Origin of the sequence: Siphonobacter sp. SORGH_AS_1065 (genome assembly GCF_030818595.1) — a bacterium.
In the GTDB taxonomy this organism is placed as follows: Bacteria; Bacteroidota; Bacteroidia; order Cytophagales; family Spirosomataceae; genus Siphonobacter.
On the sequence record NZ_JAUTAM010000004.1, the window covers coordinates 2272671 to 2297238 of the forward strand.

Consider the following 24568-nt stretch of genomic DNA (forward strand, 5'->3'; position numbering starts at 1 on the left):
TAGGCGTTTATTACATAATATACCAACCTAACATCGACTTATGCAGATTCTTACTCGAATAGTTACTGGCTCCCTAAAAGGATAACCTTCATAAAATCAGAGTGATAGAATTGTATTTTTAAGATAGGGTTACTTTTTAAGTAGCATGCTTTTAGAAACACAATAATTTACTAAATTTCTGATTTTTTAGAACCTAATCTTAATGAAGAGAACGAATGGAGTCCGTATTCATCTTCCATGACTCTTCATTTCAGCAGGTTTTTGAGAATGAGTGAGTACTCATCCCGAAAAATCTTACTACTGCCTCTGGATCTAATCTGTATGGAGGTTTATATCTGATTATCAATAAATTAAGTACATACTTAACTGAATCATTCCAGCAATGAAGTTTAAATTACTTGTTCATGTACTAGTATTAGCCTTAATCGTAATACTCATTAATGGACAGCATTCGTATGCACAGATAGTTAATCAGGAAAACTTATCGTCGATTAAAGTAGATGCTTTATCGGATGATCAGATAAGAGCTATTATAGAGCAAATCAGAGCTGAAGGTATTGCGGATGATCAGCTCGAAAAAGTAGTATTATCCCGTGGCTTACCTCAGGAGGAAGTAGCTAAGCTGAAAACCAGAATTAGTGCTTTAAAAGAAAAAGAAGGGGAGCTGGATGTCGATAACAAAGACATCGTTAATACCGTCAAAGGAAGAAAAGAATTCAAATTTGAAAAGCCCAAAGCTATTGAAAAAGAGATATTGCCTTTATATGGTTCCCAAATATTTGCTAGCCCTAATCTGTTTGATATTAATACAAACAGACCTACTCCCAGCAATTATATCGTAGGTCCTGGAGACCAGTTACAGATTAATGTATACGGTAAGTCCTTGGTAGACTGGCGTGTATCTGTGACCCCGGAAGGCTTTGTGATGCTGCCCGGAATGGGAAAAGTCTACGTAGGCGGCAAGCGACTTCAACAGGCTACAAACTTGATTAAAGATCGCCTGAGAGCCAATAACTACGCCATAGGCAACGGTACTTTCGTTGATGTCAGTTTAACCAATATCAGAACCATTCAGGTAACCATCATTGGTGAAGTAGAGAAGCCAGGAACCTATCCTATGACTTCGGTTCAAACCGTTCTAAATGCTTTATACGCTTCGGGTGGACCTACCCAAAACGGATCATTCCGGGAAATTGAAGTCATTCGAAATGGCCGTGTACACAAAGTGCTGGATATTTATGACATCCTTCAACGAGCGGATATTGAGAACAATATCTACTTACAGGACGACGATATTATCCGCATTCCTGTGTATCAGGTGCGGGTAGCAATCGAAGGTGAAATCAAACGTCCGGGCATTTATGAAGTGAAAAAAGGAGAGACTTTACAGGATGTAATTAATTTCGGCGGGGGCCTTACCGATTCTGCTTATACCACTCGCATTAAAGCCGTTCAACTTACTGATACAGAGAAAAAAGTAAAAGACATTGTTAATCAGGATATTAAAACATACATTCCTCAAAAAGGAGATAAGTATATCATCGATCAAATCCTGGATCGTTTTGAAAACCGGGTGACCATTAACGGTGCCGTATATCGTCCGGGACAATTCGAGTTAACTTCAGGACTTAAGCTTTCCGAATTAATCAGACAGGCAGATGGATTAAAGCAGGATGCTTTTGCAGAAAGGGGGTATGTGACGCGTCTTAATGAAAACAACGAAACTCAGATTATTCAGTTTCAGGTTAAAAACGCAGCTCAGGGTGAATATGATACCTTGCAGCTTAAACGAGAGGATATTATCAGCATTCCTTCCATTTTTGATTTAAGAGAGACTTATAACGTAACAGTTAATGGAAGCATACGTAAAGGCGGAAACTTCCCCTTCTCCGAAGGAATGACGGTAGAAGACCTTATATTGATGGCAGGAGGTTTATCTGAAGGAGCAAATACGCAACGAGTAGAAATTGCCCGCCGGATTAAAGACAGCGACCGTCAGGCGAAAGATGCGAAACTGGCTGAAATTATAACCTTATCTATCGATAGGAATCTAACGCTGGAATCTTCAAAATATAAGTTAGAACCCTACGATATTGTCTCCGTGTTCTCGGTATCTGGATATGAGGTTCAGCGATCGGTGCAGATTCAGGGAGAAGTAATGAATCCCGGATACTTCACCTTAAGCCGTAAGGATGAAAGAATTTCGGATATTGTTAGAAGAGCTGGAGGTTTCAGTGCATACGCTTACACGAATGCAGCAACGTTGCAAAGAGGAACAGAGAACATAGGAATAGATCTTCCAACAATCATGCAGAACCCCAAAAGCAAGTGGGACTTGTTGATGCAGAGCGGCGATATCATTATTATCCCCATGATCAGTCAACTGGTAAAGGTTAATGGTGAAGTATTAAGGTCTAAGAATGTTGTATTCGACAAAAGAAGTTTTAAGTCTTATATCATTAATAGTGGAGGATTTACCCAAAATGCATTGAAACGTAAGTCTTACGTCATTTATGCTAATGGTGAAGTAAAAGCAACACGTAATTTTTTATTATGGAAAATATATCCTGAGATTGAGCCTGGTACACAAGTATATGTTCCTAGAAAAAAGGAGAAAAAAGAAACGATGACTGTACAAAGCTGGATTGGTTTAAGTACTAGTATGGGTACATTAGCAGCAATCATTTTTGCAATTTTAAGAAAATAATTATCTCTGACTATACGTGATTAAAATTGAATAGTAAGATGCTCGCAGAATCTCAAAGTTTGAAAGACAAAAATATAGGTAGTCCATCCCAACTAACTGTTAACGTGATTGACTGGATAAAATACATATTTAGTAAGTGGAAAATAATAGCTTTAGGAATTATAGGAGGAATAGTAGTAGGAGTAGCTTTTTTTTATTATCAAAAAGCTCATTATACTGCTGAGTACTCTTTCATTATTACTGGAGATAAAGGGGGTGACAGGAGTTACTCTGGAATGGCAGCTCAATTAGGTTTAGATTTAGGAGGTCAATCTGGATCGGTCTTTGATGAAAATAATATTATTACTTTCATTAAATCAAGATCAATAATTGAAAAAGTATTTTTTGCACAATTGCCGACATCTTCAGGTTACAAGAGAATTATAGACTATTACTTAACTATAGAAGGACTTTCAAAGAAATGGGAAGAAAGACCTAATGAAAAAATAATTTTTCATAATAATGTTAATGGAAGAACTATAAAAGAAGATAGTATAATTACTGTTTTTTATAAAGAAATAATTGACGAGAAATTATCGGTAGAAAAGCCAGATAGAAAGAGTGATGTTATGTATGTTAGATTTACAGATGTGGATCAAAAGTTTGCTAAATATTTTGTGGATAATTTAATGAAAGAAGTATCATATTTCTACAAAGAAACAAAATTGAAAAATAGTAGAAACAATGTTGCCATTCTGCAAAGTCAATTAGATTCTGTTAAAAATTCATTAAATAGCTCGATAACGAGTGTGGCATCATTAATAGACAAAACGCCAAATGCTAATCCTTCAAAGCAAATCACACGAACTCCTTCCCAAAAGAAAGTTGTTGATGCAGAAATGAGTAAAATGGTTTTGTCTGAGATTGTAAAGAATTTAGAGCTTGCAAAGTTAAATCTTAATAAGCAAAATAATTTAATTCAAACTATTGACTATCCTGTATTGCCTCTAGAAATGCAAAAAACAAGTTTATTCAAATGTTTATCTATTAGTGTAATAGTAACTACGTTTCTTAGTATTATATCAATAGTTATGTTAAGGCTATTCTCAATATTAAAAAAAATCATAAGTATTATATGAAAAAAACTAGTGTATATGCTATAATCTTAAAATTTATTAATGTCGATGAGAGAAATAATAGACAGATAAAAAATATTATAAAGTCCTTTATGTATAGAGGAATTATGGTGATTACTTCATTTTTAACAATTCCTATTTGTTTGTCGTTTTTAAGTAAATCTGATTATGGAGCATGGTTAACTGTTTATTCAATTCTGTCATGGGTAACTTTCTTAGACTTGGGATTAGGGAATGGAATGAAAAACAAAGTTTCTGAAGCTATATCAAAAAATGATAGTTTATTAGCTAGAAAAATAGTTAGTACTAATTATTTATTAATGTCATTTATAATCTTTCTTCTAGTAGGTATAGTCATAATATTGAGCCACTTCCTTTTCTGGCCGGAGATTATAAATTCTAGTATACGAACAGATGAATTTCATTTCACAATTACAATATGCTTTGTTTGTTTTTTTGTTAAGTTATTATTAGAATCTATAAATGGTATATTGAATGCTTTTTCAAAAACCAGCCTATGTGGTACTGATCTCTTGTGTCTCTAATGTATTAATTTTATCAGGTACTATTATAATAAAATATTTGAATTTAGGCTCATCAAATTCAGTCATATATTTAGCTTATTGCAATTCTATAATTCCTTTAATTGTATTAATTTTATTTTCAATCTATGCATTTAATACATTTTTGAAGAAAGTTAAACCTAATTTATATCTATACGATAAAACTATAGTTAAGTCTATTTTTGCTTTAGGTAGTCAGTTTTTTATAATTCAAATTGCTGGATTAGTTTTATTTTCAACAGATACCCTTTTAGTCGCTAAGTTTTTTTCTTCAGAACAAGTTACAATATTTAATATCGTATTGAAGCTATTTAGTATATTTACTATAGTTTGGAGTATAGTGATTGCACCTTATTGGGTAGCATTTAATGAAGCATATGTGAAAGAAGACTTTAAATGGATTAATAAAACTATAAAGTTGTTGATTAATTTATGGGTTTTATCCTTGGGATTAGTAATTGGACTACTATTTTTTATTAAAGACATATATCTATTATGGCTAAAGGAAGATGTTAATATTCCAATGACTCTATCTGTTATCGTAGCAGCGTATGTGTTAATTAGTAACTATAGTAATATTTTTGCTTACTTGATTAATGGAATAGGGAAAATTCGGTTGCAGTTGTATACAAGTGTTATTTCTGCATGTTTGAATATTCCTTTGGCAATATATTTGGTCAAATATAAAGACATGGGTGTTGAGGGGGTGGTAGTTGCTACTAGTGTAGCGGTCTTAATAGGAGCAGTATTATCGACTATTCAATGTTACAAAATAATAAATAGATCGGCTAGTGGAATTTGGAATAAATGACTTTAAAGAACATTACATATTATGAAAATACTTTTTGATCATCAAATATATAATAATCAAAGATTTGGAGGTATATCTAGATATTTCTATGAACTATCTACAGGATTGCTACGAAATAAGCACGAAGTGAAAAATGCAGTCGCTTATTCAGATAATGAATATACCAATGATATAAAACTATTTGATAAAAAATATCTGCCGTCTATTAACTTTAAAGGTAAAACTACTATAAAAACATATCTGAATAAAAACCATACAATAGGTATTCTAAAAAAGAATGAATTTGATATTTTTCATCCTACCTATTACGATACATATTTTTTAAAAAAGAATGTCCTTAAAAAACCGTTGGTAGTTACTTTTCATGACTTGATTCATGAAAAATTTCATTATAAATACCCTAGAGAACTTAAGAATATAGACGAAGTTATTTGTAATAATAAAACTCTTCTAAGTGAAGCGTCTAAAATTATAGCTATTTCGCATGCAACAAAGAGAGATATAATAGAATACTATGGTACAGATCAAGGGAATATTGAGGTAATACATTTAGCAAGCTCATTGTCTAATAGTAACGTAATGGGTACAGTATTTAAAGAACCTTACTTTCTATTTATAGGCAATAGGGCTGCATATAAGAACTTTACCTTCTTCATTCAGACTTCCAGTGATTTCCTTAGAAAGGATAGGTCATTAAAGGTATTGTGTGCAGGAGGAGGACAGTTCAATCATAACGAAATATCTTTGTTTAAAAAACTAGATATTGATAAACAAGTTGATTATTATCCTATAGAAAATGATGAAACGCTAGCACAGCTATATAGTGATGCGTTGTTTTTTGTATTCCCTAGCGAATATGAAGGATTTGGAATTCCTACATTAGAAGCCTTTAATTGTGGATGCCCTACTATTTTAAGTAATACCAGTTCTTTAATGGAAGTTGGGGGAGATGCAGCTTTGTATTTTAATAGTAATGAATCTCAAAGCTTGTATCATGCCATTAATAGTTTATTGTTTAGTGAAAGTCTTAGAGGAAAATATAAGATTAAAGCAATGAGCCGAGCTTCTTTATTTAATTGGCAAAAGACTGTTGATGAAACAGTGAAAGTCTATAAGTCCGTATTATAATTATCGCATAAAAGGTGCATATATATAGTTTTGTACATGATGCTTAAAAGCTCTGTGAATTATTTTAATTCATTTTCTGATACCCAATTGATAATTCTATTAGTCAAGTTTTAAAAGTTATTTAACAAAACTAAATTAATAAATAACTAAATAATTTAAAATATTATGTCATTTTTTAAGATATCTATAATTACAGTAGTATATAATGCAGCTGATACGCTAGAGTATACATTGAAAAGTGTAGTGGATCAAAGTTATAAAAATATTGAATACATCATTATAGATGGTCAGTCTACAGATGGCACTTTAGAAATTATTAATAGATATGTTAATAAAATAAGCACATTTATTTCAGAAAAAGATCATGGAATTTTTGATGCAATGAATAAAGGTTTAAAGTATGCAACAGGTGACTGGGTTTTGTTTTTAGGTGCAGATGATTTATTATTATCTCCAACTATCATTGAGGAGTTCGTGAACCATTTTACTGATAAAAAGTATTTATATTATGGGAATACATATTTTAAACAGTCTAATATTATATATAATGGAAAAACAAATAGGTGGAGAATAGCGTATGGAAATATATCCCATCAGGCTATGTTTTATCCCAAACATGTTTACAAAGAAAGGGAGTATGAATTAAAGTACCCGACCTTTGCTGACCATGTATATAATGTTAAATTATATGGAGATCATCCTGATATCTTTAAATATATACATAACTTATTGACTATATATAACCAATTGGGCTATAGTTCGAGAAACAGTGATATTCAATACCATAAAGACATAAACGCTATAATAAAAAGAAAATTAGGTTTTTTACCTAGTGTATACGTATTATTGAGAAAAATGATTGATAGATATATAAGATAGAAAATCTTATATAATAATGAATATATAAATGGATCATTTTCAGTTTTCTATTTTCTTGTTTGATCATTTTCAATTATATGTATCTGTACATATAATTCTTATTATATTCTATCTATTGTTGTATAGAAAAGTAAATTGGGGTGTTTTTGATCCTATGTTCTTTACTATATTAAATATGATAAGTAGTGCTGTATGCGTATTTATGTTATATAACGAAGATTATTTGGATACGAAATACGGACTATCTTTTATAACTACAGAAGTTTCTCTATTGATAGGTTTGTATTTAGGTACCTTTATGGGTAATAAAGTTAATATTTCTAAATTACAGAATCATAAACCTCATTCAGAAGATAGTTATTCTGTTTTTACTACATTTTCTTACATAGCATTTTCAATATATACTATATCTGAGTTTGTAAATATACGAACGTTAGGTATGGCATTATTTACAGATGATTCGGATACAGTTACTCATGTTAATATATATGATGGGCATGGAATATTAATGGCTTTCGTAACCTCATACAGATTAATTGTGAGTTTTACATTACTGTATAAAGCATTTGTATTAAAAAGGAAATTGAGTTTTATTGATATATTGGTTGGGTTCATTCTTTTGATTTCTACGGCAATGAGTGGATCTAAGAGTGCAATTTTTAGCTTTTTCTTTCAATACACAATTATGGTATTTCCCCTAGTTGTTAAAGGCCAAGCAAAACGAATTAAGTTGTCTTTAATTACTATAACTAGTTTTATAGCATTTCCATTAATAATAATAATGACATTGACTGGAACCGATCTTAAAACAGCAATTGATCTATTATATTTACGCATTTTGATTAGTGGAGATATTTTTCTATTAGGGTATAATGATGAGGTCATGAGTACAATACAAGAAAAGTCCTTTATTCATTATGCTTTTTACCCTGGTTGGGGGACTATTCTAAAATACATGGGTTTAAATGTAAAAGCACCAGAAATTATAGGTGTCGATGTTTTTGACTATTACTATAATGTACGTACAGTTGGGTCTAATACAGGTGCTAATTCAAGATATAATTATATAGCATTGCATTTTTTTGGTTTTTATGGTGCAATTATTTATTCTTTTCTTATTGGGATTTTTATTGCTATGGTTAGAAGTATGTTTAAAAAAGTTGATTATAAGAATAATAGTTTTCTAAGTTACCTGTTTTATGCGATGATGGCTTTTTTCTCAAACTTATTAATAGATGATATAATTCTTTTCTCAAATTTTATGTTTTGGAGGATCTTGTTTCTAATTCTTACATATTTTGCTGCTATTATGACTGTAAAAATGTTAAAATTAAGTAATTATGAACATTCAGAAATTTCTATAAATTAACTGAATAAATTATTTTATTGTGATAAACGTTTGTTTTTATATTCATTCCTTAGCTGGAACAGGAGGTACGGAAAGGATAACTTCAGCCTTAGCTAATTATTTGGCAAATAATAATTATAAAGTATCTGTCATTGCGAAGATGGGAGGTAGTAAAAAATTTCACTCATTAGATGAAAAGATAGATTTTTTTTATCTGCATGAAGGTATGGAAATTAATATATATATAAATTATTTGAAAACAATCTCAAGGTATAGGCGTATTATAGATAAAGTTAGGCCAGATTACATTATTGATATTGGAGTTAATCTTTTCTTAGAAACACTTCCTGCAACATTATTTAAACCTATTAAAAGAATATCTTGGGAACATTTTAATGCTAACGTTTATCATAATTATTTAATTAATTATCTATCTAAATTTTTAGCTGTAAAGCTATCTGATAGGCTTATTGTACTTACTGATGATGATAAATCTATTTATATTGATAGATTTAATGCTAAGCGTATTGATACAATTACTTGCCCAGTTTTGATTGATGAAGATAATATTCAATATAATAATACTACTAATTATGCTCTTGCTGTAGGTAGATTAGTTCCACAAAAAGGATTTGATCTTTTACTAAAATCCTGGAAGGAAGTTAGTGAAAAGGCACCAAATTGGAAGTTAAGAATAGTTGGTGATGGTATTTGTAAAGACGAACTTCAACAGCTTGCAAAAGATTTAGAAATTTTAGATTCTATTGAGTTTATTAGTGCTAATAATAATATACAATATTATTTCAAAAATAGCTCTATTTTTATTATGTCATCTCGATTTGAAGGTTTTGGATTAGTATTGATTGAAGCTAAATGGTTCGGATTGCCTATTGTTAGTTTTAACTGTAATTTCGGGCCAAGCTCAATTATTAGAGATCAAATTGATGGTATTCTAGTGGAGCCAGAAAATATTCGCGAGTTATCTGAAGCAGTTATTGATCTAATGAATGACCCGATAAAACGTAATACTTTCAGTGAAAGAGCTATTTTAGATTCAAAAAGATTTAGTCCTACTGAATTTTATGATCGTTGGATACATCTACTTAAGTAAATATCTAATGGATTACAATTTTAAATATTCAGTTGTTATACCAATGTATAATGCTGAAGAAACTATTATTGAATGTATTGATTCTGTAATTAAGCAAACTTATGATAACTATGAAATAATTATTGTTAATGATGGATCTAGAGATAATTCATTGTCCCTAGTTAATGATTATAAAGAAAAGAACTTCATAGATCATATGATTATTGTCAATAAGAAAAATGAAGGAGTATCTAAAGCAAGGAATACTGCTATGGATATATCTTCTGCAGAATTTATAGCATTTCTAGATGCTGATGATACTTGGAATCCCCAAAAGTTAGAGGTAATGAATAATCACTTAACTGTAGATATAGATTTATATGCTAATAATTTTTATATAAATAATCAAAGCATCCCATTAGTTCATGATAGTATACGTCAATATAAATTTACAGACTTTATATTTAAAAATTATTTTGATACCTCTTCAGTTGTAATAAGAAATAATAGTGATTATAGGTTTGATGAAACTATGCGTTATACAGAGGATCATGATTTATGGTTAAGAATATTAAATAAAACAAATAAAGCATTATTGGTGAACAAATTCCTTACTATACGAAACAGGCCTTTATTGTCATCAGGAGGAGCCAGCGGCAATAAATGGGAAATGAGGAAAGGTGAAATGAAAATGTTCATTAACCTAGCTAATTATAGAAAAGATATGATGCCATTATTGCCTTTTCTTTTAGTTTTTTCTTTGATCAAGCATATTGTCAAAATTGTTTTTTAAAATAGTAAATATTTATATGCGACTAACGGCAGCGATTGTAACTTATAATAATGATCAAAGGATACTGAAAGAAGCAATAGATAGTTTTTTAGATACCGAATTAGTTATCAAATTATTTATAATTGATAATTCTCCTGAAGATTCTATTCGTGTACTACTTACGGATAGTCGAATAGAATATATATTCAATAATGCTAATTTAGGTTTTGGAAAAGCTCATAATATTGGAATAAAGCTTTCTCAGGCATGTAGTGCGGAATATCACCTAGTTTTGAATCCAGATGTGTATTTTTCGAAGGGAACGCTTGAAAAAATTTATTTTTTTCTTAATGCTCATCCAGAGTATGGTTTGCTCATGCCAAAAGTAATTTATCCTAATGGGGAGACTCAGTACTTATGTAAAAACCCGCCTTCGCTTTCCACATTGATTCTACGTAGATTTATGCCGAATGGTATACGTAAACTATTTAAAAAGAAACTTGATAAATTTGAATATAGAGATCATAATTATGATAGTATTATTGAAAATGTACCTTATTTATCAGGATGTTTCATGTTTTTTCGCAATGAGACCTTAAAAAAGGTAGGCGGTTTTGATGAACGAATTTTTATGTACATGGAAGACGCCGATATTACGTATCGTACGCTTAGCTATGCTAAAACGGTCTATTATCCAGAAGCTACGATTACGCATCACTTTGCCAAAGGTTCGTATAAGAACTTTAAACTGATGTATTATAATATCGAGGGTGCATTTATTTATTTTAAAAAATGGGGTTTAAAATTTTAGGTTTTATAGATGCCGACTTGTCATATGTTAGTTGAATACAAATTTTACATTCGTAATAGTTGTATAGTATTTTCTAGTGTTGCTTAAAAGTTAAGGAATCGGGTATAGTTTATGTAGCTTGATGCGAGTATCTTTAGTAGTAAACTGCCAGTTGGCTGTGGTCTTTTTGCTATTGTGTTTCATCTGCGAGGCATTGATTTGGATCGATAGCTCTTCTTTGGTAGCCATGTGCCGATTGTGAGCACTCAAGTTTTCACATACAACCGTCATTTTACTCATTGAGCGTAGGGCCCCTACAGTAACGTCGCCAGTACCTTTATTCAGTTACTGGCTTTATGATCGTCTTTGACTTCGACAAAATGTTGATATGCCAATGGCTTGAAGGTCAGTAAGTCTCGCCCACTCCGTGCTGGATACACGCGGAGTCTTCCAAGCGTATGCCATCCGCCGACCGGGCGGGTTTGGTTTCAATGAGTTGTTAGTTGTTTAGGTGACTTATTAAGACAGGCCACGGGAAAGTCTGGGTCGTAGGGTCGCTCGTAAGCAGCCAATGCTTGTTCTATATGGTATACAAAATTGGGCGAGGATCACCCAGGCTTTGACCCAACAGGGCTTAAGCTCATTTTTACACCGTCGCCACATGGGTAAGGAAAGTGTCTCTACCACCTGCAGCTCTACCAATCTATAGCCTGCTGTTTCCATCGGGGGGCTCACTATAAACAAGGACAATCAGATGGACCTCTACTTTACTTTCCCGTCAGTTTTGATCCGAATGGGGCTGGTGTACTTTACTTTCAAAGAGGGCGATGCCCTGCTAACAAAATCTCTTTGCGAATCCGCTCTACAATGCGAGTAGAGGGGTGGTAGTTAGCTGGGGCCTTTTGGTACTTTGGTCAACTAATCGGCCCGTTTGGTGACCATTAGTGTGAGTTGATGCTTAGTCATGGTGAAATGAGAGGTAGCCTCAAAACTACAGAAAACCGCTATGCTATCCTTTAAATAATATTAGTTTGTGTTTATAAATTAATACGTTTTCTTGTTCCAGAGTGGTGGTGTAGTCTTCTTCAGTCTACCTTAGGTAGACGTTTAACTCATAAATGGCGGTATTGACTTTTTTGGGTATTTTACTGAAAATATTACTAGATGTTAATAAATATTGTAAATTTGGCTGTATGGAAAAGCTTACTGGAGTAGGTACGGTAATAATATAAATATTTATATTATTTATCTGGTCAATATATACAGGTATGAGAGCTTGTTTTTATTGAGGTACGGTTTACTCTTGAGTAGAAATATTTTTTAATTGGCTGATTATTAATGGTTTAATAGGGTGCGTAGGTTGTGGTGAGGTCTAAAGAACCCTACACACAATAATTATTATGATAATATCCTGATAAATTTTTTATTGGATACGGGAAACGAAAATAATTGGTTTAGCGTAGCTTACGACTAGTTATGTAGTATTGATTAAATTTTATTTTAAGTATATATTTAGATATAAATAAGGTATTAAATCAATATTTTAGTAAGATATATTTATTTTCTATTAAAATTATGAATTTGTATTATATGGCCCGTTGTGCATATAATCATTAAGCCTAGTAGAAGCAAGAATTTTCAGTTTGTTGCAAATAAATTAGTTGCACTAATTTACTATAAATTCTATACGTTTGATTTATAGGCAAAACGAGTATTATATAATTATTGTTGGAAGAGTCATTAAAGAATGATCATCTGCTTTTAGAATATACTCAAAATAGTTATTGATGAATCCTTTAAAAGAACGAGACGAGTAAGTTTATTTAAATTATAAATAACTAAACTATTATGTTATTTAATTCATTATCGTACGCAGTATTTCTTCCAGTTGTATTTATAGTTTACTGGGTATTTTTAAAAGATTCTTTTAAAAAACAGAATATTTTCCTTCTCATTGTGAGCTATTTTTTTTATAGTTTTTGGGATTGGAGATTTTTGTTTCTATTAATGTTCTCTACTTTTTTAGATTTTTATACAGGTATAAAAATACATAAATCAACTACTGATAATTTAAAAAAGATATGGCTATTTATTAGTGTTGGTGTTAATTTAGGTTTCTTGTCATTTTTTAAATATTATAATTTTTTTGTTGATTCTTTTGTTGATTTTTTGTCTAATGTTGGGTTTAATGTTAGTTATTCATTGATTAATATAGTATTGCCTGTAGGTATTTCATTTTATACATTCCATGGACTTTCTTATGTTTTTGATATATATAATAATAAGTCTAAGCCAACAAATAATTTAATTAATTATTCATTATTTGTTAGTTTTTTTCCATTACTTGTTGCTGGTCCAATTGAAAGATCTTCCCATCTATTGCCTCAAATAGAAAAACCTAGAGTATTTGATTATAATAAATCTATTGATGGATTAAGGCAAATTCTTTGGGGACTTTTTAAGAAAATAGTAGTTGCCGATAGTTGTGCTGAGTATGCGAATGCAGTGTTTGCTAATTATAATGAACATTCTGGCAGTACACTAATCGTTGGAGCAATTTGTTTTGCTTTTCAAATTTATGGAGATTTCTCAGGTTATTCCGACATTGCTTTAGGTTCTGCTAGATTGTTGGGATTTGAATTACTCCAAAACTTTTCCTTCCCCTATTTTTCTCGAGATATACCTGAATTCTGGAGGAGGTGGCACATCTCTTTATCTTCTTGGTTTAAAGACTATTTGTATATTCCATTGGGAGGTAGTAGAGGAGGAGTTTGGATGAAAATCCGAAATACGTTTATTATATTTTTAGTGAGTGGTTTTTGGCATGGAGCTAACTGGACATTTATAATATGGGGAGGAATTAATGCCTTGTTTTTTCTGCCTTCATTATTGTTAGGAACTAATCGAAACAATATAGATATCGTTGCAAAGAATTCCAAGATACCCTCTATTTATGAGTTTTTACAGATTATAACCACCTTTTTAATTACTACTTTAGCTTGGATATTTTTTAGATCTAATACAGTTAATGATGCCTTCGGTTATATAATGAGAATCTTATCACCTAGCTCATTAAAGCCTTTAGATGCAATATCAACCTCGGTTTCTTTACTACATACTGTAGTGTTTATTATAATATTACTTCTAATAGAATGGCTTGGAAGAAAAAGCAAATATGCATTAGAGAATTTTAATTATAACTTTGGAAAAGTTATTCGATGGGCTTTTTATTACGTTATTATTTTCTTGATATTTTATTATGCTCATGGTGAAGAAGAGTTTATATATTTTCAATTTTAATGGAATGTGATGAAAAAATTACTAATAAAGCTTTCTCTTTTTGTATTATTGATACTATTTTTTTTGACAGTCGGCTTAATTATGCCATCTACGCCACGAACGCAGAGTTCTTTTATTACAGCTAAGCGAGATAAAGATTCTTTGCTAAAGGCAGCTGCAGGTAAACGTCTTATACTCGTTGGTGGATCAAACCTAAGTTTTGGTATTAATAGTAAATTAATACAAGATTCATTAAAAGTAAATCCAATTAATACTGGGCTTCATGCAGCAATAGGGATATGTTATATGTTAGATGCTACTAAGCAATTCATAAAAAGAAATGATATTATTGTAGTAGTTCCTGAGTACGATCAATACTACGGTGACGTTGCTTATGGTAAAGAAGAACTTTTAAGAAGTATATTTGATAATAAGAATTATGATGATTTGTTACATTTAAGATATACGCAATGGCTTAAAATAATACGATATATGCCTAAATATGCATTGTCAAAATTTAAAATTTCCGAATATAGAGGTTATATTCATGATAAATATTATTCAAGAGGTTCTTTTAATGATTTTGGGGATGTCTATACCCATTGGCAGGACAGTACTCAGAAATTCCAATCTCAAGTAATTAAGGGAGATATGAATGAATCAGTTATAAGAGAACTACGTAATTTTCAAAAGATTGCCTTAGAAAAAGGAGCTAAAATGTATATTTCGTTTCCTTGTATTGATACGTTATCGTATAATATTAATAAAAGTAAAATTACTAAAGTGGAAATTTTAATACACCAATATTTTGATGTATTAGGATCATCAGGGGCATACGCGATGCCTGAGAGTGTAATGTTTAATACTCCATATCATCTGACAAAAAAAGGAGCAGATATTCGTACTCAGAAATTAATCTATGATTTAAAGAATATAAAATAGTCCGTTGAGCCGATTAAATGATAATATCGAGAGGCTTTGTTGCATTGCTCTTGAAATACACATTTTTAGACCCAAATAACCTTACCATAGGTCGACAGAGACAACATAAGTACCTTTTATTGGGTAATCCACGGTTACGAGTGCAATCACAGGCAGGTTTTAACCGATTTATGATTTATACTACTACTAAAAATTGATGCAACAAAGCCATATCAAGGGGCGTTTGTTTACTTTAAAAAATGGGGTTTAAAATTTTGAGTATTTACAGTCGTCCGCTTACCATACTTTTGTCTAGTACAGATTTTACATCATAAATAATCGTATCAGCGTTGCTAATCTTTTTCCAGTTCATGGTTAAAAAAGGTGTGTGAGCAACAGCCAGTATAACAGCTTCATAAGTATGTATAGGTTCAGGGATTAGGTTTATACCTAATTCGAGGCTGACTTTTGCCTGAGAAGCGACAGGATCCCAGATATCTACCTGTAATCCAAATTCCTGAAGTTCTTGCATAACATCAATGACTTTACTGTTACGCGTATCCGGACAGTTCTCTTTGTAGGTTATTCCTAGAATGAGTACTCGGCTTTCGTCAATTTTGTGTCCTTTTCGAATCATGAGTTTTACTACTTTATTGGCGATATAGACCCCCATCTGATCGTTAATTCTTCGTCCAGAAAGTAATACCTGCGGATGATACCCTACACTTTCCGCTTTATGGAGTAGATAGTAAGGATCCACTCCAATGCAATGCCCACCTACCAGGCCTGGTTTGAAGTTTAGAAAATTCCATTTTGTTGCTGCGGCTTCCAGCACTTCATGCGTATCAATATTAAGTTTGTCGAATAGCAAAGCAAGCTCATTCATGAAGGAAATATTGACGTCTCGTTGAGCATTCTCAATGGCTTTGCTTGCCTCTGCCACTCGAATAGAGCTAGCTTTGAAAGTACCTGCGGTGATGATGCTTTGATACAGCTTGTCAATGTAGTCGGCTACTTCGGGCGTAGAGCCAGATGTTACTTTTTTAATCGAGGTGATGGGGCGGGAAGAATCACCAGGGTTAATGCGTTCAGGAGAATAACCACAGAAAAAATCCTGGTTATAAATTAACCCACTTTCCTGTTCCAGAATGGGGATGCAGTCTTCCTCTGTGCACCCTGGGTATACCGTCGACTCATAGATAACAATATCATCCTTTTTAAGTATTTTACCTATAAAACTAGTAGATGTTAATAAATGGTATAAATTTGGTTGTTTATAAATATCTACTGGCGTAGGAACAGCAATAATATAAATATCAGCAGATTTTATGTCATTTATATTGTCAGTGTATTCGAGCAAAGAAGCCTGTTGTAACTGATGTGTAGTCTGTTGCTGAGTATAATCATTTTTATTCTTTAATTCTTTGATTCTGAGGGAATTGATGTCGTATCCTATCGTTTTGTATTTAGTTCCAAAGGCTACTGCTAGCGGTAATCCTACGTATCCTAATCCAATGATTGCTATCTTAATGTCCTGATTTGGTATTTTAAATTTTTTTACAATTTGAGCCTCGAAATTAGTATTCATGATTAGTTTTTAAGAATTGTTAAGAAATGCATTGGATGTCTCACGGTTGTACCTTATATTAGCTGGCGACTGCCATCGATAGCAATTTCCTCTATTTAGATTATAAGCTATTATTTGAAATTAGTACTTCCTCCTATGAAGCGAAATTAACTTATTTTATGGCTACACGTTTATATCCAACCTATCATCAGTTTATTCATCATCTCAAAAGTAAGCGTACTTCGAAAAGCAAAGTTGTTTTGTTTACGGGGTATGATTACTTTCTGCAAAAGCAGGATTTAAGATGGTTACTGTCTCAGTATAAGGAAGTAGTACTGATTCCACGCTATGTTGATGAGATGTATTTGATTCAGGAGGCTATTGCTCCGCTTTTTGAAGAATATGACGATGTGCATCTGGTTGCAAACCCCGAGTATGATGAACGTTACCGTATTATCTATGAGTTTGCCGTAAGCCATAATAAGACCATTAAGATTACGACTGTTTATGACTTCTGTGAGAAATATTTAAAGAAGGTCTATATTCCAGAATCGTATAATGAAAATAATCCTAAGTTAAGTAATATTCAGACGAACAACCGATTTCAAAATATTTGTAAGAACGTCATTGACCTTTCTGTTTCGTCGGTTTTACTTGCTATATCCAGCCCGTTGTGGTTACTGAGCCGAATTAAAATTGCTCAGGAGTCCCCAGGACCTATATTCTATCGGCAGAGCCGGGTAGGTTTAAATCAGCGAGAGTTTGATTGTATTAAGTTTCGTTCCATGCGTTTGGATGCCGAAGCCGCAGGTGCTCAATTTTCCAGCAAAAAGGACAAGCGGGTTTTTAGATACGGTGCTTTTATGCGGGCCACTCGTATTGACGAATTACCTCAGTTGCTTAGTGTTTTTCGGGGAGAAATCTCTTTGGTAGGGCCACGTCCTGAGCGTCGGGTTTTTACAGAAAGTTTTGAAGAAGTGATTCCTCATTACTCAACCCGGCATCTGATTAAACCTGGTATCACGGGTTATGCTCAGGTGATGTACCCCTACGGAGCTGGAGCCAAAGATGCCCGTCACAAACTGATGTACGATTTATATTACATCAAGAATTGGACGGTTGGTCTGGAAATGCAAATTATCTGGAAGACGGTTGTCACTGTACTTGATTACCGTGGTTATTAATAGACCCGATAAAATTGTTTTATTTGATTGGTCATATACTACTTAAAGAAGAAGGGAACTCAATCACATTGGGTTCCCTTCTTCTTTGCACAGGATGAACGTATCATTCAGGAACATGGCCCATCAACTCCTGCCAGTAATCGGATTCTTTGATGAGAATAAGAGCAATGCCGGCAACCGCTCCTGAGAGAATCAGTTTCCAATCGTGTTTTCTTACTTTAAACACCGAAATCAAAATCCAGGAAATAGTTAAAATAATTAATACAATCAGTAGCTGACCCAGTTCTAGTCCTAAGTTGAATGCCAATAAGGGCTTAAGAATAGAGGCTTCCCGGCCTAGTAAGCTTCTCAGGTAATTCGAAAAGCCCATCCCATGAATTAAACCGAAGAATAGGGCCATTAAATAACGAGGAACCGGATTTTGCGGAACATCTTCAATGAACAGACTATCGGGATAGGTCTTCTGAAAGATATTCGTGAAGGCGGTCAGTAAGATGGTAACGGGGATAAGAAACTCAATGACTTCGGTTCGGTACTGAATATAGTTGAGCGTGGCCAAAGCCAGGGTTACGCTATGCCCCAAGGTAAAAGCCGTAACCAGAATGAGCACCTTCCGCCAGTCTTTTAACTGGTAAATGGCACAAAGGGCTATGATAAAAATAATGTGATCATACCCATTGGGATCCGTTATATGATCAAAACCGAGCTGTAAATACAGAAAAAATTCATTCATAGTCTTTAGGTCTCTGTGAGCAGGCTAATAGGTCCTCTAATTAAGTAGAAGAAGCCTAACTCTGCATTCAGAAGAAATAATAGGCAAACCGCTTTACGATGTAAAGATAGAGCTTACCGAAGCAAAAATTGAAGACAAGCGTAGTGACTAGAGTATAAGAGTACTCTCGCACGGGCTAGACAATCCCTCTTTTCAGGAATAGCTTCAGGGGATAGGGCTGCAATTACTTTCCACACTAACTTCATTTAACGTTATACGATCTGAAGTAACGTTTCTTCAGATAAGGTGCTACAAATGAAGATTGCGGCTTCATTGTTTACTAAGGAAAACCAGTTGATGAGCAGACAGTGCTCGTACTATACCCTTCAGTCGATTTGAAAGACAAGTCCTTCGACAAGCGGAACACTTAAGCTGTGTTCAGGGCATTATATTCTTCCGCTCAGGGCTTGGCAGTCTAATCGTATCGTTTGATTCAAGTCATTAAAGTGTGCTGGGCTGGTCATCCGTCATCCTCCATTAGTGAGTGCCGTAGTTTTGGCTTGCTACATTCAACCCAACAGGCGGCAAAAGCTTCACTAAGTGAGAATCGGAAGGAAAGATACATAAGTTCTTTCGCTCCGTTCGAGAAATATACTAGTTTTCCAAATTGACCTCTCGAATGCAGGGAGAGAACTTACTTAGAATTTGAGATTACTTTCCTTAGTTGAGAATACATAGAAAAGTAAGCAAGTTTCTACGCTTCGCTCTGGATGACAGGGAGGTAGGGGTTGCTAGTAATAATGTATTATCCTATCTGTTAGCTCGAATGTAACGAGACGCCTACGTACTATCTTCCTATTTTGTTTCAAATACCATTTTTAGATAACCTTTAATGCCTGTCTTTTTTCTAAGATTTACAATAAGTCATATTTGTTGAGTAAAGCTAACATCAAAGTTAGGCGGCCAATTAGTTGAAGTTTGAGTGAGATCTAATCCAAGAATAGGCCGCTGTATTCAATAAATACCAGCTGAATTAGTTACTTGGATTGTCTAGTTTAAAGCCTATCTAGCCATATTTTTTTACCTGACACTATTTTATAAATTTATTTCAAAAGCTTTATTTTAAGTCTATCTATTAATCATACATGCTATATTAAGACAGTGTAATCATTTGTTAATTCTATTTTTTTACTTGGTTAACTAATTGAATTTCAGTTCTTATTAGGTCCAGAATTTGATGGCTAGATCCAATGAAAAGTGTCTTTGCTAAGTTACTTTCTCAAGCTTTTTTAAAAAAATAAATTTTAATTGGTTGTTCAGAAAAAACAAATTAGAATTGCATTAAAATCTAACGCTTCCACCGCCTAACGCTTATGAAACTTCTGTACCTTTTACCCTTCCATTGTTTCGGTATCCACTGATCTTTCAATCGGAACTTTCTCTTTATATAAGTAAGCTAGTGTATGCTAGTTTGCCAGGGTATGCTTTGCTTTACTTGAGGTATATCTGATCAGTTTATTGCCCATTGCCTGACCACCTACCTGTCCATCATTATGGATGCGAAATCCTATTGTCGTATAGTTTTATACGTTAGTTTATTTTCCCTGTTTTTTACTCTTCACCTAGGAGCTCAGAGCACGGATCAGAACTTCATTTTATCCCGTACTTATAAAACTCGCCAAACGTCTCTGGCTACGAACGTGAAAGAGGCGAGTCAACAAGTGCAATACCTGGACGGCTTAGGCAGACCCCTGCAAAGCATTTCCATTCAGGCCAGCCCCCTCATGGGCAGTTCGGCTCCCCAGGATATTATTTCGCATATCGAATACGATGCCCTGGGCCGGGTTAGTAAATCCTACCTGCCTTATCCAGCGTATGGGAATGGCAGCTATCAAAGTGGAGCAGCCGATGCAGCCAATGCCTTTTATAACTCCTCGAACTTCAATTACCCTAATACTCGAGGCTTTAAGCAAACGGAATATGAAGCCTCGTCGCTGAATCGTCCGCTCAAGCAGTATGCGGGAGGCAGCAGCACTGCCGTAAACATTAGCTATCAAACGAATGCGGCTAGTGAAGTTAATTTCTATACGGTTAGCCTGAGCAGTAGTGAGAATACGCCTCCTAGCTTAGGGCAAAATGGAACCTATGCGGCCAGTGCTCTTTCCTACACGGAGACGACGGATGAGGATGGAAACAAGGCGAGAGAATACAAGGATAAAGCTGGACGGGTGATCCTGAAACGGGTGTATGCCAATGAAACGTTAGATACCTATTACGTGTACAATAGCTTAGGTCAGCTGAGCTTCGTGTTGCAACCCCAGTATCAGGTTACGCAGGATGTCAACTTATTTACCTTCCGTTATACGTATAACAAGAAGGGCTTGCTTACCAAAAAGCTGATTCCGGGGGGTGGGGAAACCAGCCTTACTTACAATGAGCGGGACCTGCTGGCTACGAGCACGGATGCCCGGGGTCGTACGACGTATTACCTCTATGACGGGCTTAATCGTCCCCTGGAAACGGGGGAGGTGATTGGCGGTGCTCAGGTGCCCCTGACTCGCACGCGTTATGATAGTTATCCTACTTCGACAAGTTTAGAACAATATAGCCAGCCTGGTTTCGAGTCCTATGCGGGCAGTAGTGCGACGACAGCTACGCAGGGACTAGTGACGGTGACGGCTACGCGTATTCTACAGGCGGAATCCAATCAGCCCAGTAGCAAATGGTATTTTATTACGCACTACTACAACGATCGACAACAGGTCATCGAGACCATTCGCGATCTGTACGGTTTTTCGGGGGATGCCAAAGAGGTGCATGCCCGTCAGCTTCGCTTTGACGGGCACGTGCTGGCTGAGTTAGTAAAGCAGAATCTTCCCTCGGGTATTCACAGCGTAGAGAAGTTCTACAGCTACGATCAGGCGGACCGGCGGCTGTCGACGCGTTACGTGGTGAAAAAAGGGGATGCTCTGCAAAAAGACGTAACGCTGGCGGCCCACCGCTATGATGGCATCGGTCAGCTTCAGCAAACGTTTTTACACTCGGTGAATGCGACGCAGTTTCGTGAGCAGTTAGACTACAAATATACGCCCCGAACGTTTTTAAGTACGGTACTGGGTAAAAGCAGTGGGGGGGACAACTTTGGCATTGATCTGCGTTACGATCAGGTGAGTTCGGACGCTACGGCTCAGAAAAATGGGAACATTGCCCAGCTACTCTGGAAGAAGAATGCCAGTACCTGGACGGGCTTTAACTATACCTACGATGGAGCTGGTCGGTTGAAGACGGCAACGGGTATTCTGGACAACACCTACCAGGAGAGTATTCCTTCCTACGATCGCAACGGCAATATTCTCTCGCTCAACCGTTCAGGCAATGGGAGTACTTGGGATCAGCTGAGTTATGATTATACCAATACTGGGAACCGGTTGTTGAAAGTAACCGATGGGACAAATAATGCGGCGGGTTTTAACAATGGGAACAGTGGTAGTAGCAACGATTATAGTTATGATGCGGCAGGGAACTTGATTCAGGATGCCAACCGGGGTATTGCGGCTGGGGGGATCAAGTACAACCTGTTGAATCTGATAGGCAAGGTTGAAACGGACACCATCCTGACCTACGACTACGATGCCTCGGGTACTAAACTACGGATGACGCGGAAGGGGGTGTTTCATACCAAATACGCGGGTATCTTTGAATACGATGAAAATGATTATTTGACGCGGATAGCTACCGAAGAAGGGCAGATCAGGGTAAGCAATGGCGGTAATAACTACGCCGTGGAGTATTACCTCAAGGACCATTTGGGCAACGTACGGGTGGTGCTGGATGAGAATGGCAACAAAGTGCAGGAGACGGAGTACTTTGCTTTTGGGCTAGCGATCCCGAAAACCATCGGCTCAAATAAGTATCTTTACAATGGCAAGGAGTTACAGCCGAAAACGGGTTTTTTAGATTATGGAGCTCGGCAGTATGATGCAGCTATTGGACGATGGATGAGTGTTGATCCGCTCAGTGAAAAAATGAGACGATGGTCTCCTTACAATTATGCCTTTAATAATCCACTTCGTTTTATTGATCCTGATGGGAAGGAAGCTAATAATTGGATTCAGGTTGGAAACAAGATATTTCATGATAAAGCAGTAAAAAACCAAGAGCAAGCTACTCAAACGTATGGTGAAGGAGCCAAAGACATGGGAGAAGTTGTCGTATTAATAGGGAGTAATGGGAACCAACGTACGCTTGGCTCCGATGGACATATTTATAGCTCTACTGTTTTAAACGAAGTTACAGTAAAAGGAAACAAGAATTCCAAACAGTTACCTCTCAATGTTGCCTCGAAAGCTAATGATGGAGTAGGTTTATTTAATGACATTCAAACGACCACTATGAACATTTCACAAATTTTAGATCGAAGTGGTGGGGCCGCAAAAGGCTTTAAGCAAGTGGAAAATGTATCAGGAATTGCTGGCCAGGTTACTGGTGGAGCTGCTCTCTTTTATTCGCTATATCAATTAAATCAAAATCAGACAGCTGGCAAATGGATGAAGTTTACTTTAGATGCAAGCTTATTTGCCTTAGGGTTTGTTCCTGGAGCATCGCAAGTAGTCACAGGAGCCAATGTTATCAATGGAGTTTGGGGTATGACAGATTCAAAAGATCAAATTTTTGAAAATTTTGATAATTGGTATTACGATCCAAACCGAACTGCTAGAATTAAATGAAAATACTCAACATTATGATTGCGGCTTTGTATCGAAGCTTACAAGAGCGTTTTGAAGATTATGACAAAAGTTATATGGCTTTTTTTACAGCCAAATTTAGTCTTTTACCTCCAATAAGTGTGTGGATTACAATCTTTGCCAATATTATGAAAAATTGGTTTCATTGGATTGATAATGATTTTTCACAGGTGCCTTTTATCGAATATATTTACATTATAATTCCTGTAATGATATTTATTGCCATTATCACTTGGAATGTAGATAAAATTCATTCTTATGCGGAAGACTCTTATAATTATACCAGTCTAAAAATGGGGAAAATATTGTATTTTTCTTGGTTAGGATTAGGAATTTTTATGACAGCAGTACTTTCTTAAATGTAACTATATCGTTCTTTTATATAATTATTTAAACATTAAATTGCCTTTGAAAGAAAAAACATTCACTTGTATTTTAACCTTAATGGTGTGGACCATTTTTGTTCAAATAAGTGGTAAAGTAGATCATGGGTTTAATACTAATCAACACTTAATTTATCCAAAAAGTATTTTGGGCCTTATAATTAAGGTGGTTAATTCAGAAGGCTATGTAGTTTCACAGACGTAGTCAGATGCATCGGGTAACTATTCGCTTTCCGTGCCAGGGGGAGAAAAAGTCGCCTTACCTTTGGTGATGGCTCGATTCAGGCAAGCACTGCTTCTACTCGCTTTGTTCGCAGCCCTAGTCAGATGTGAACTTTAAGGTGAGTAATCCCGAGCAATACGTATGTGATTCATCTTTTATTGCTTCTCCTGTTCCATTCATGAGAGTGGCAATGATACGGATTCGGCTTTAGTAGCTCAATCCTAAAACGAAGCAGTTTTTACAGTATTTGAATCCTGTAAATCGTTAGGATTTTTGTATCCATTAATATCTATACGTTGTTTAAAAAAAAATAATACTTATTTAGATCAAAATTGCCCATGATATATATTA

17 protein-coding genes are annotated in these 24568 nt (G+C 34.7%); 15 read left to right on the plus strand and 2 right to left on the minus strand.

All coding sequences use genetic code 11. From position 1 onward, the window contains the following. Positions 1 to 382: 382 nt before the first annotated feature. From QE390_RS10165 to QE390_RS10220, 12 genes are all read left to right on the plus strand, one after another. Positions 383 to 2707 carry an SLBB domain-containing protein gene (locus QE390_RS10165; protein WP_307142051.1) on the plus strand — a complete coding sequence of 775 codons (2325 nt, stop codon included), beginning with the start codon at positions 383 to 385 and terminating at the stop codon, positions 2705 to 2707. Positions 2708 to 2745: 38 nt separating this feature from the next. Further along, entirely contained in the window at positions 2746 to 3825 is a 1080-nt protein-coding gene (locus QE390_RS10170; protein WP_307142052.1) for a hypothetical protein, read from the plus strand. Further along, positions 3822 to 4367, plus strand: a complete 546-nt coding sequence (locus QE390_RS10175; RefSeq protein ID WP_307142053.1) for a hypothetical protein — start codon at positions 3822 to 3824, stop codon at positions 4365 to 4367. Before QE390_RS10170 ends, QE390_RS10175 begins: the two co-directional genes overlap by 4 nt. After that, positions 4318 to 5196: a polysaccharide biosynthesis C-terminal domain-containing protein gene (locus QE390_RS10180; RefSeq protein WP_307142054.1), complete on the plus strand. Its 879-nt coding sequence runs from the start codon at positions 4318 to 4320 to the stop codon at positions 5194 to 5196. The genes QE390_RS10175 and QE390_RS10180 overlap by 50 nt, the downstream gene beginning before the upstream one ends. A 21-nt stretch (positions 5197 to 5217) precedes the next feature. Beyond that, entirely contained in the window at positions 5218 to 6324 is a 1107-nt protein-coding gene (locus QE390_RS10185) for a glycosyltransferase family 1 protein (RefSeq protein WP_307142055.1), read from the plus strand. Between the two features lie 165 nt (positions 6325 to 6489). After that, the gene (locus QE390_RS10190; RefSeq protein ID WP_307142056.1) at positions 6490 to 7203 is read left to right on the plus strand and encodes a glycosyltransferase family 2 protein; all 714 of its coding nucleotides are present in this window, start codon (positions 6490 to 6492) and stop codon (positions 7201 to 7203) included. A 154-nt stretch (positions 7204 to 7357) separates the two neighbouring features. Then, positions 7358 to 8572 (plus strand): O-antigen polymerase, encoded by a 1215-nt coding sequence (locus QE390_RS10195; protein ID WP_307143542.1) that lies wholly within the window; start codon positions 7358 to 7360, stop codon positions 8570 to 8572. Between the two features lie 19 nt (positions 8573 to 8591). Then, positions 8592 to 9662 carry a glycosyltransferase family 4 protein gene (locus QE390_RS10200; RefSeq protein ID WP_307142057.1) on the plus strand — a complete coding sequence of 357 codons (1071 nt, stop codon included), beginning with the start codon at positions 8592 to 8594 and terminating at the stop codon, positions 9660 to 9662. 7 nt (positions 9663 to 9669) lie between these two features. Then, the gene (locus QE390_RS10205; RefSeq protein WP_307142058.1) at positions 9670 to 10434 is read left to right on the plus strand and encodes a glycosyltransferase family 2 protein; all 765 of its coding nucleotides are present in this window, start codon (positions 9670 to 9672) and stop codon (positions 10432 to 10434) included. A 16-nt stretch (positions 10435 to 10450) separates the two neighbouring features. Then, positions 10451 to 11224, plus strand: coding sequence for a glycosyltransferase family 2 protein (locus QE390_RS10210; protein ID WP_307142059.1), 774 nt, complete (start codon positions 10451 to 10453; stop codon positions 11222 to 11224). A gap of 1827 nt (positions 11225 to 13051) precedes the next feature. Next, positions 13052 to 14503: an MBOAT family protein gene (locus tag QE390_RS10215; RefSeq protein ID WP_307142060.1), complete on the plus strand. Its 1452-nt coding sequence runs from the start codon at positions 13052 to 13054 to the stop codon at positions 14501 to 14503. Between the two features lie 9 nt (positions 14504 to 14512). Continuing rightward, positions 14513 to 15424 (plus strand): hypothetical protein, encoded by a 912-nt coding sequence (locus tag QE390_RS10220; RefSeq protein WP_307142061.1) that lies wholly within the window; start codon positions 14513 to 14515, stop codon positions 15422 to 15424. Between the two features lie 262 nt (positions 15425 to 15686). Here the strand turns inward: QE390_RS10220 and QE390_RS10225 are convergent, their stop codons facing one another. Continuing rightward, positions 15687 to 16991 carry a nucleotide sugar dehydrogenase gene (locus tag QE390_RS10225; RefSeq protein ID WP_307142062.1) on the minus strand — a complete coding sequence of 435 codons (1305 nt, stop codon included), beginning with the start codon at positions 16989 to 16991 and terminating at the stop codon, positions 15687 to 15689. A gap of 158 nt (positions 16992 to 17149) precedes the next feature. Between QE390_RS10225 and QE390_RS10230 the strand changes: the two genes are divergently transcribed. Beyond that, on the plus strand, positions 17150 to 18154 hold the full coding sequence (locus tag QE390_RS10230; protein WP_307142063.1) for a sugar transferase: 1005 nt from the start codon (positions 17150 to 17152) through the stop codon (positions 18152 to 18154). Between the two features lie 103 nt (positions 18155 to 18257). Here QE390_RS10230 and QE390_RS10235 read toward each other — a convergent pair whose 3' ends face one another. Then, positions 18258 to 18887 (minus strand): HupE/UreJ family protein, encoded by a 630-nt coding sequence (locus QE390_RS10235; RefSeq protein WP_307142064.1) that lies wholly within the window; start codon positions 18885 to 18887, stop codon positions 18258 to 18260. Positions 18888 to 20419: 1532 nt separating this feature from the next. Here QE390_RS10235 and QE390_RS10240 point away from each other — a divergent pair. Further along, positions 20420 to 23593: a DUF6443 domain-containing protein gene (locus QE390_RS10240; protein WP_307142065.1), complete on the plus strand. Its 3174-nt coding sequence runs from the start codon at positions 20420 to 20422 to the stop codon at positions 23591 to 23593. Further along, positions 23590 to 23970 carry a hypothetical protein gene (locus QE390_RS10245; RefSeq protein ID WP_307142066.1) on the plus strand — a complete coding sequence of 127 codons (381 nt, stop codon included), beginning with the start codon at positions 23590 to 23592 and terminating at the stop codon, positions 23968 to 23970. The genes QE390_RS10240 and QE390_RS10245 overlap by 4 nt, the downstream gene beginning before the upstream one ends. Positions 23971 to 24568: the final 598 nt, after the last annotated feature.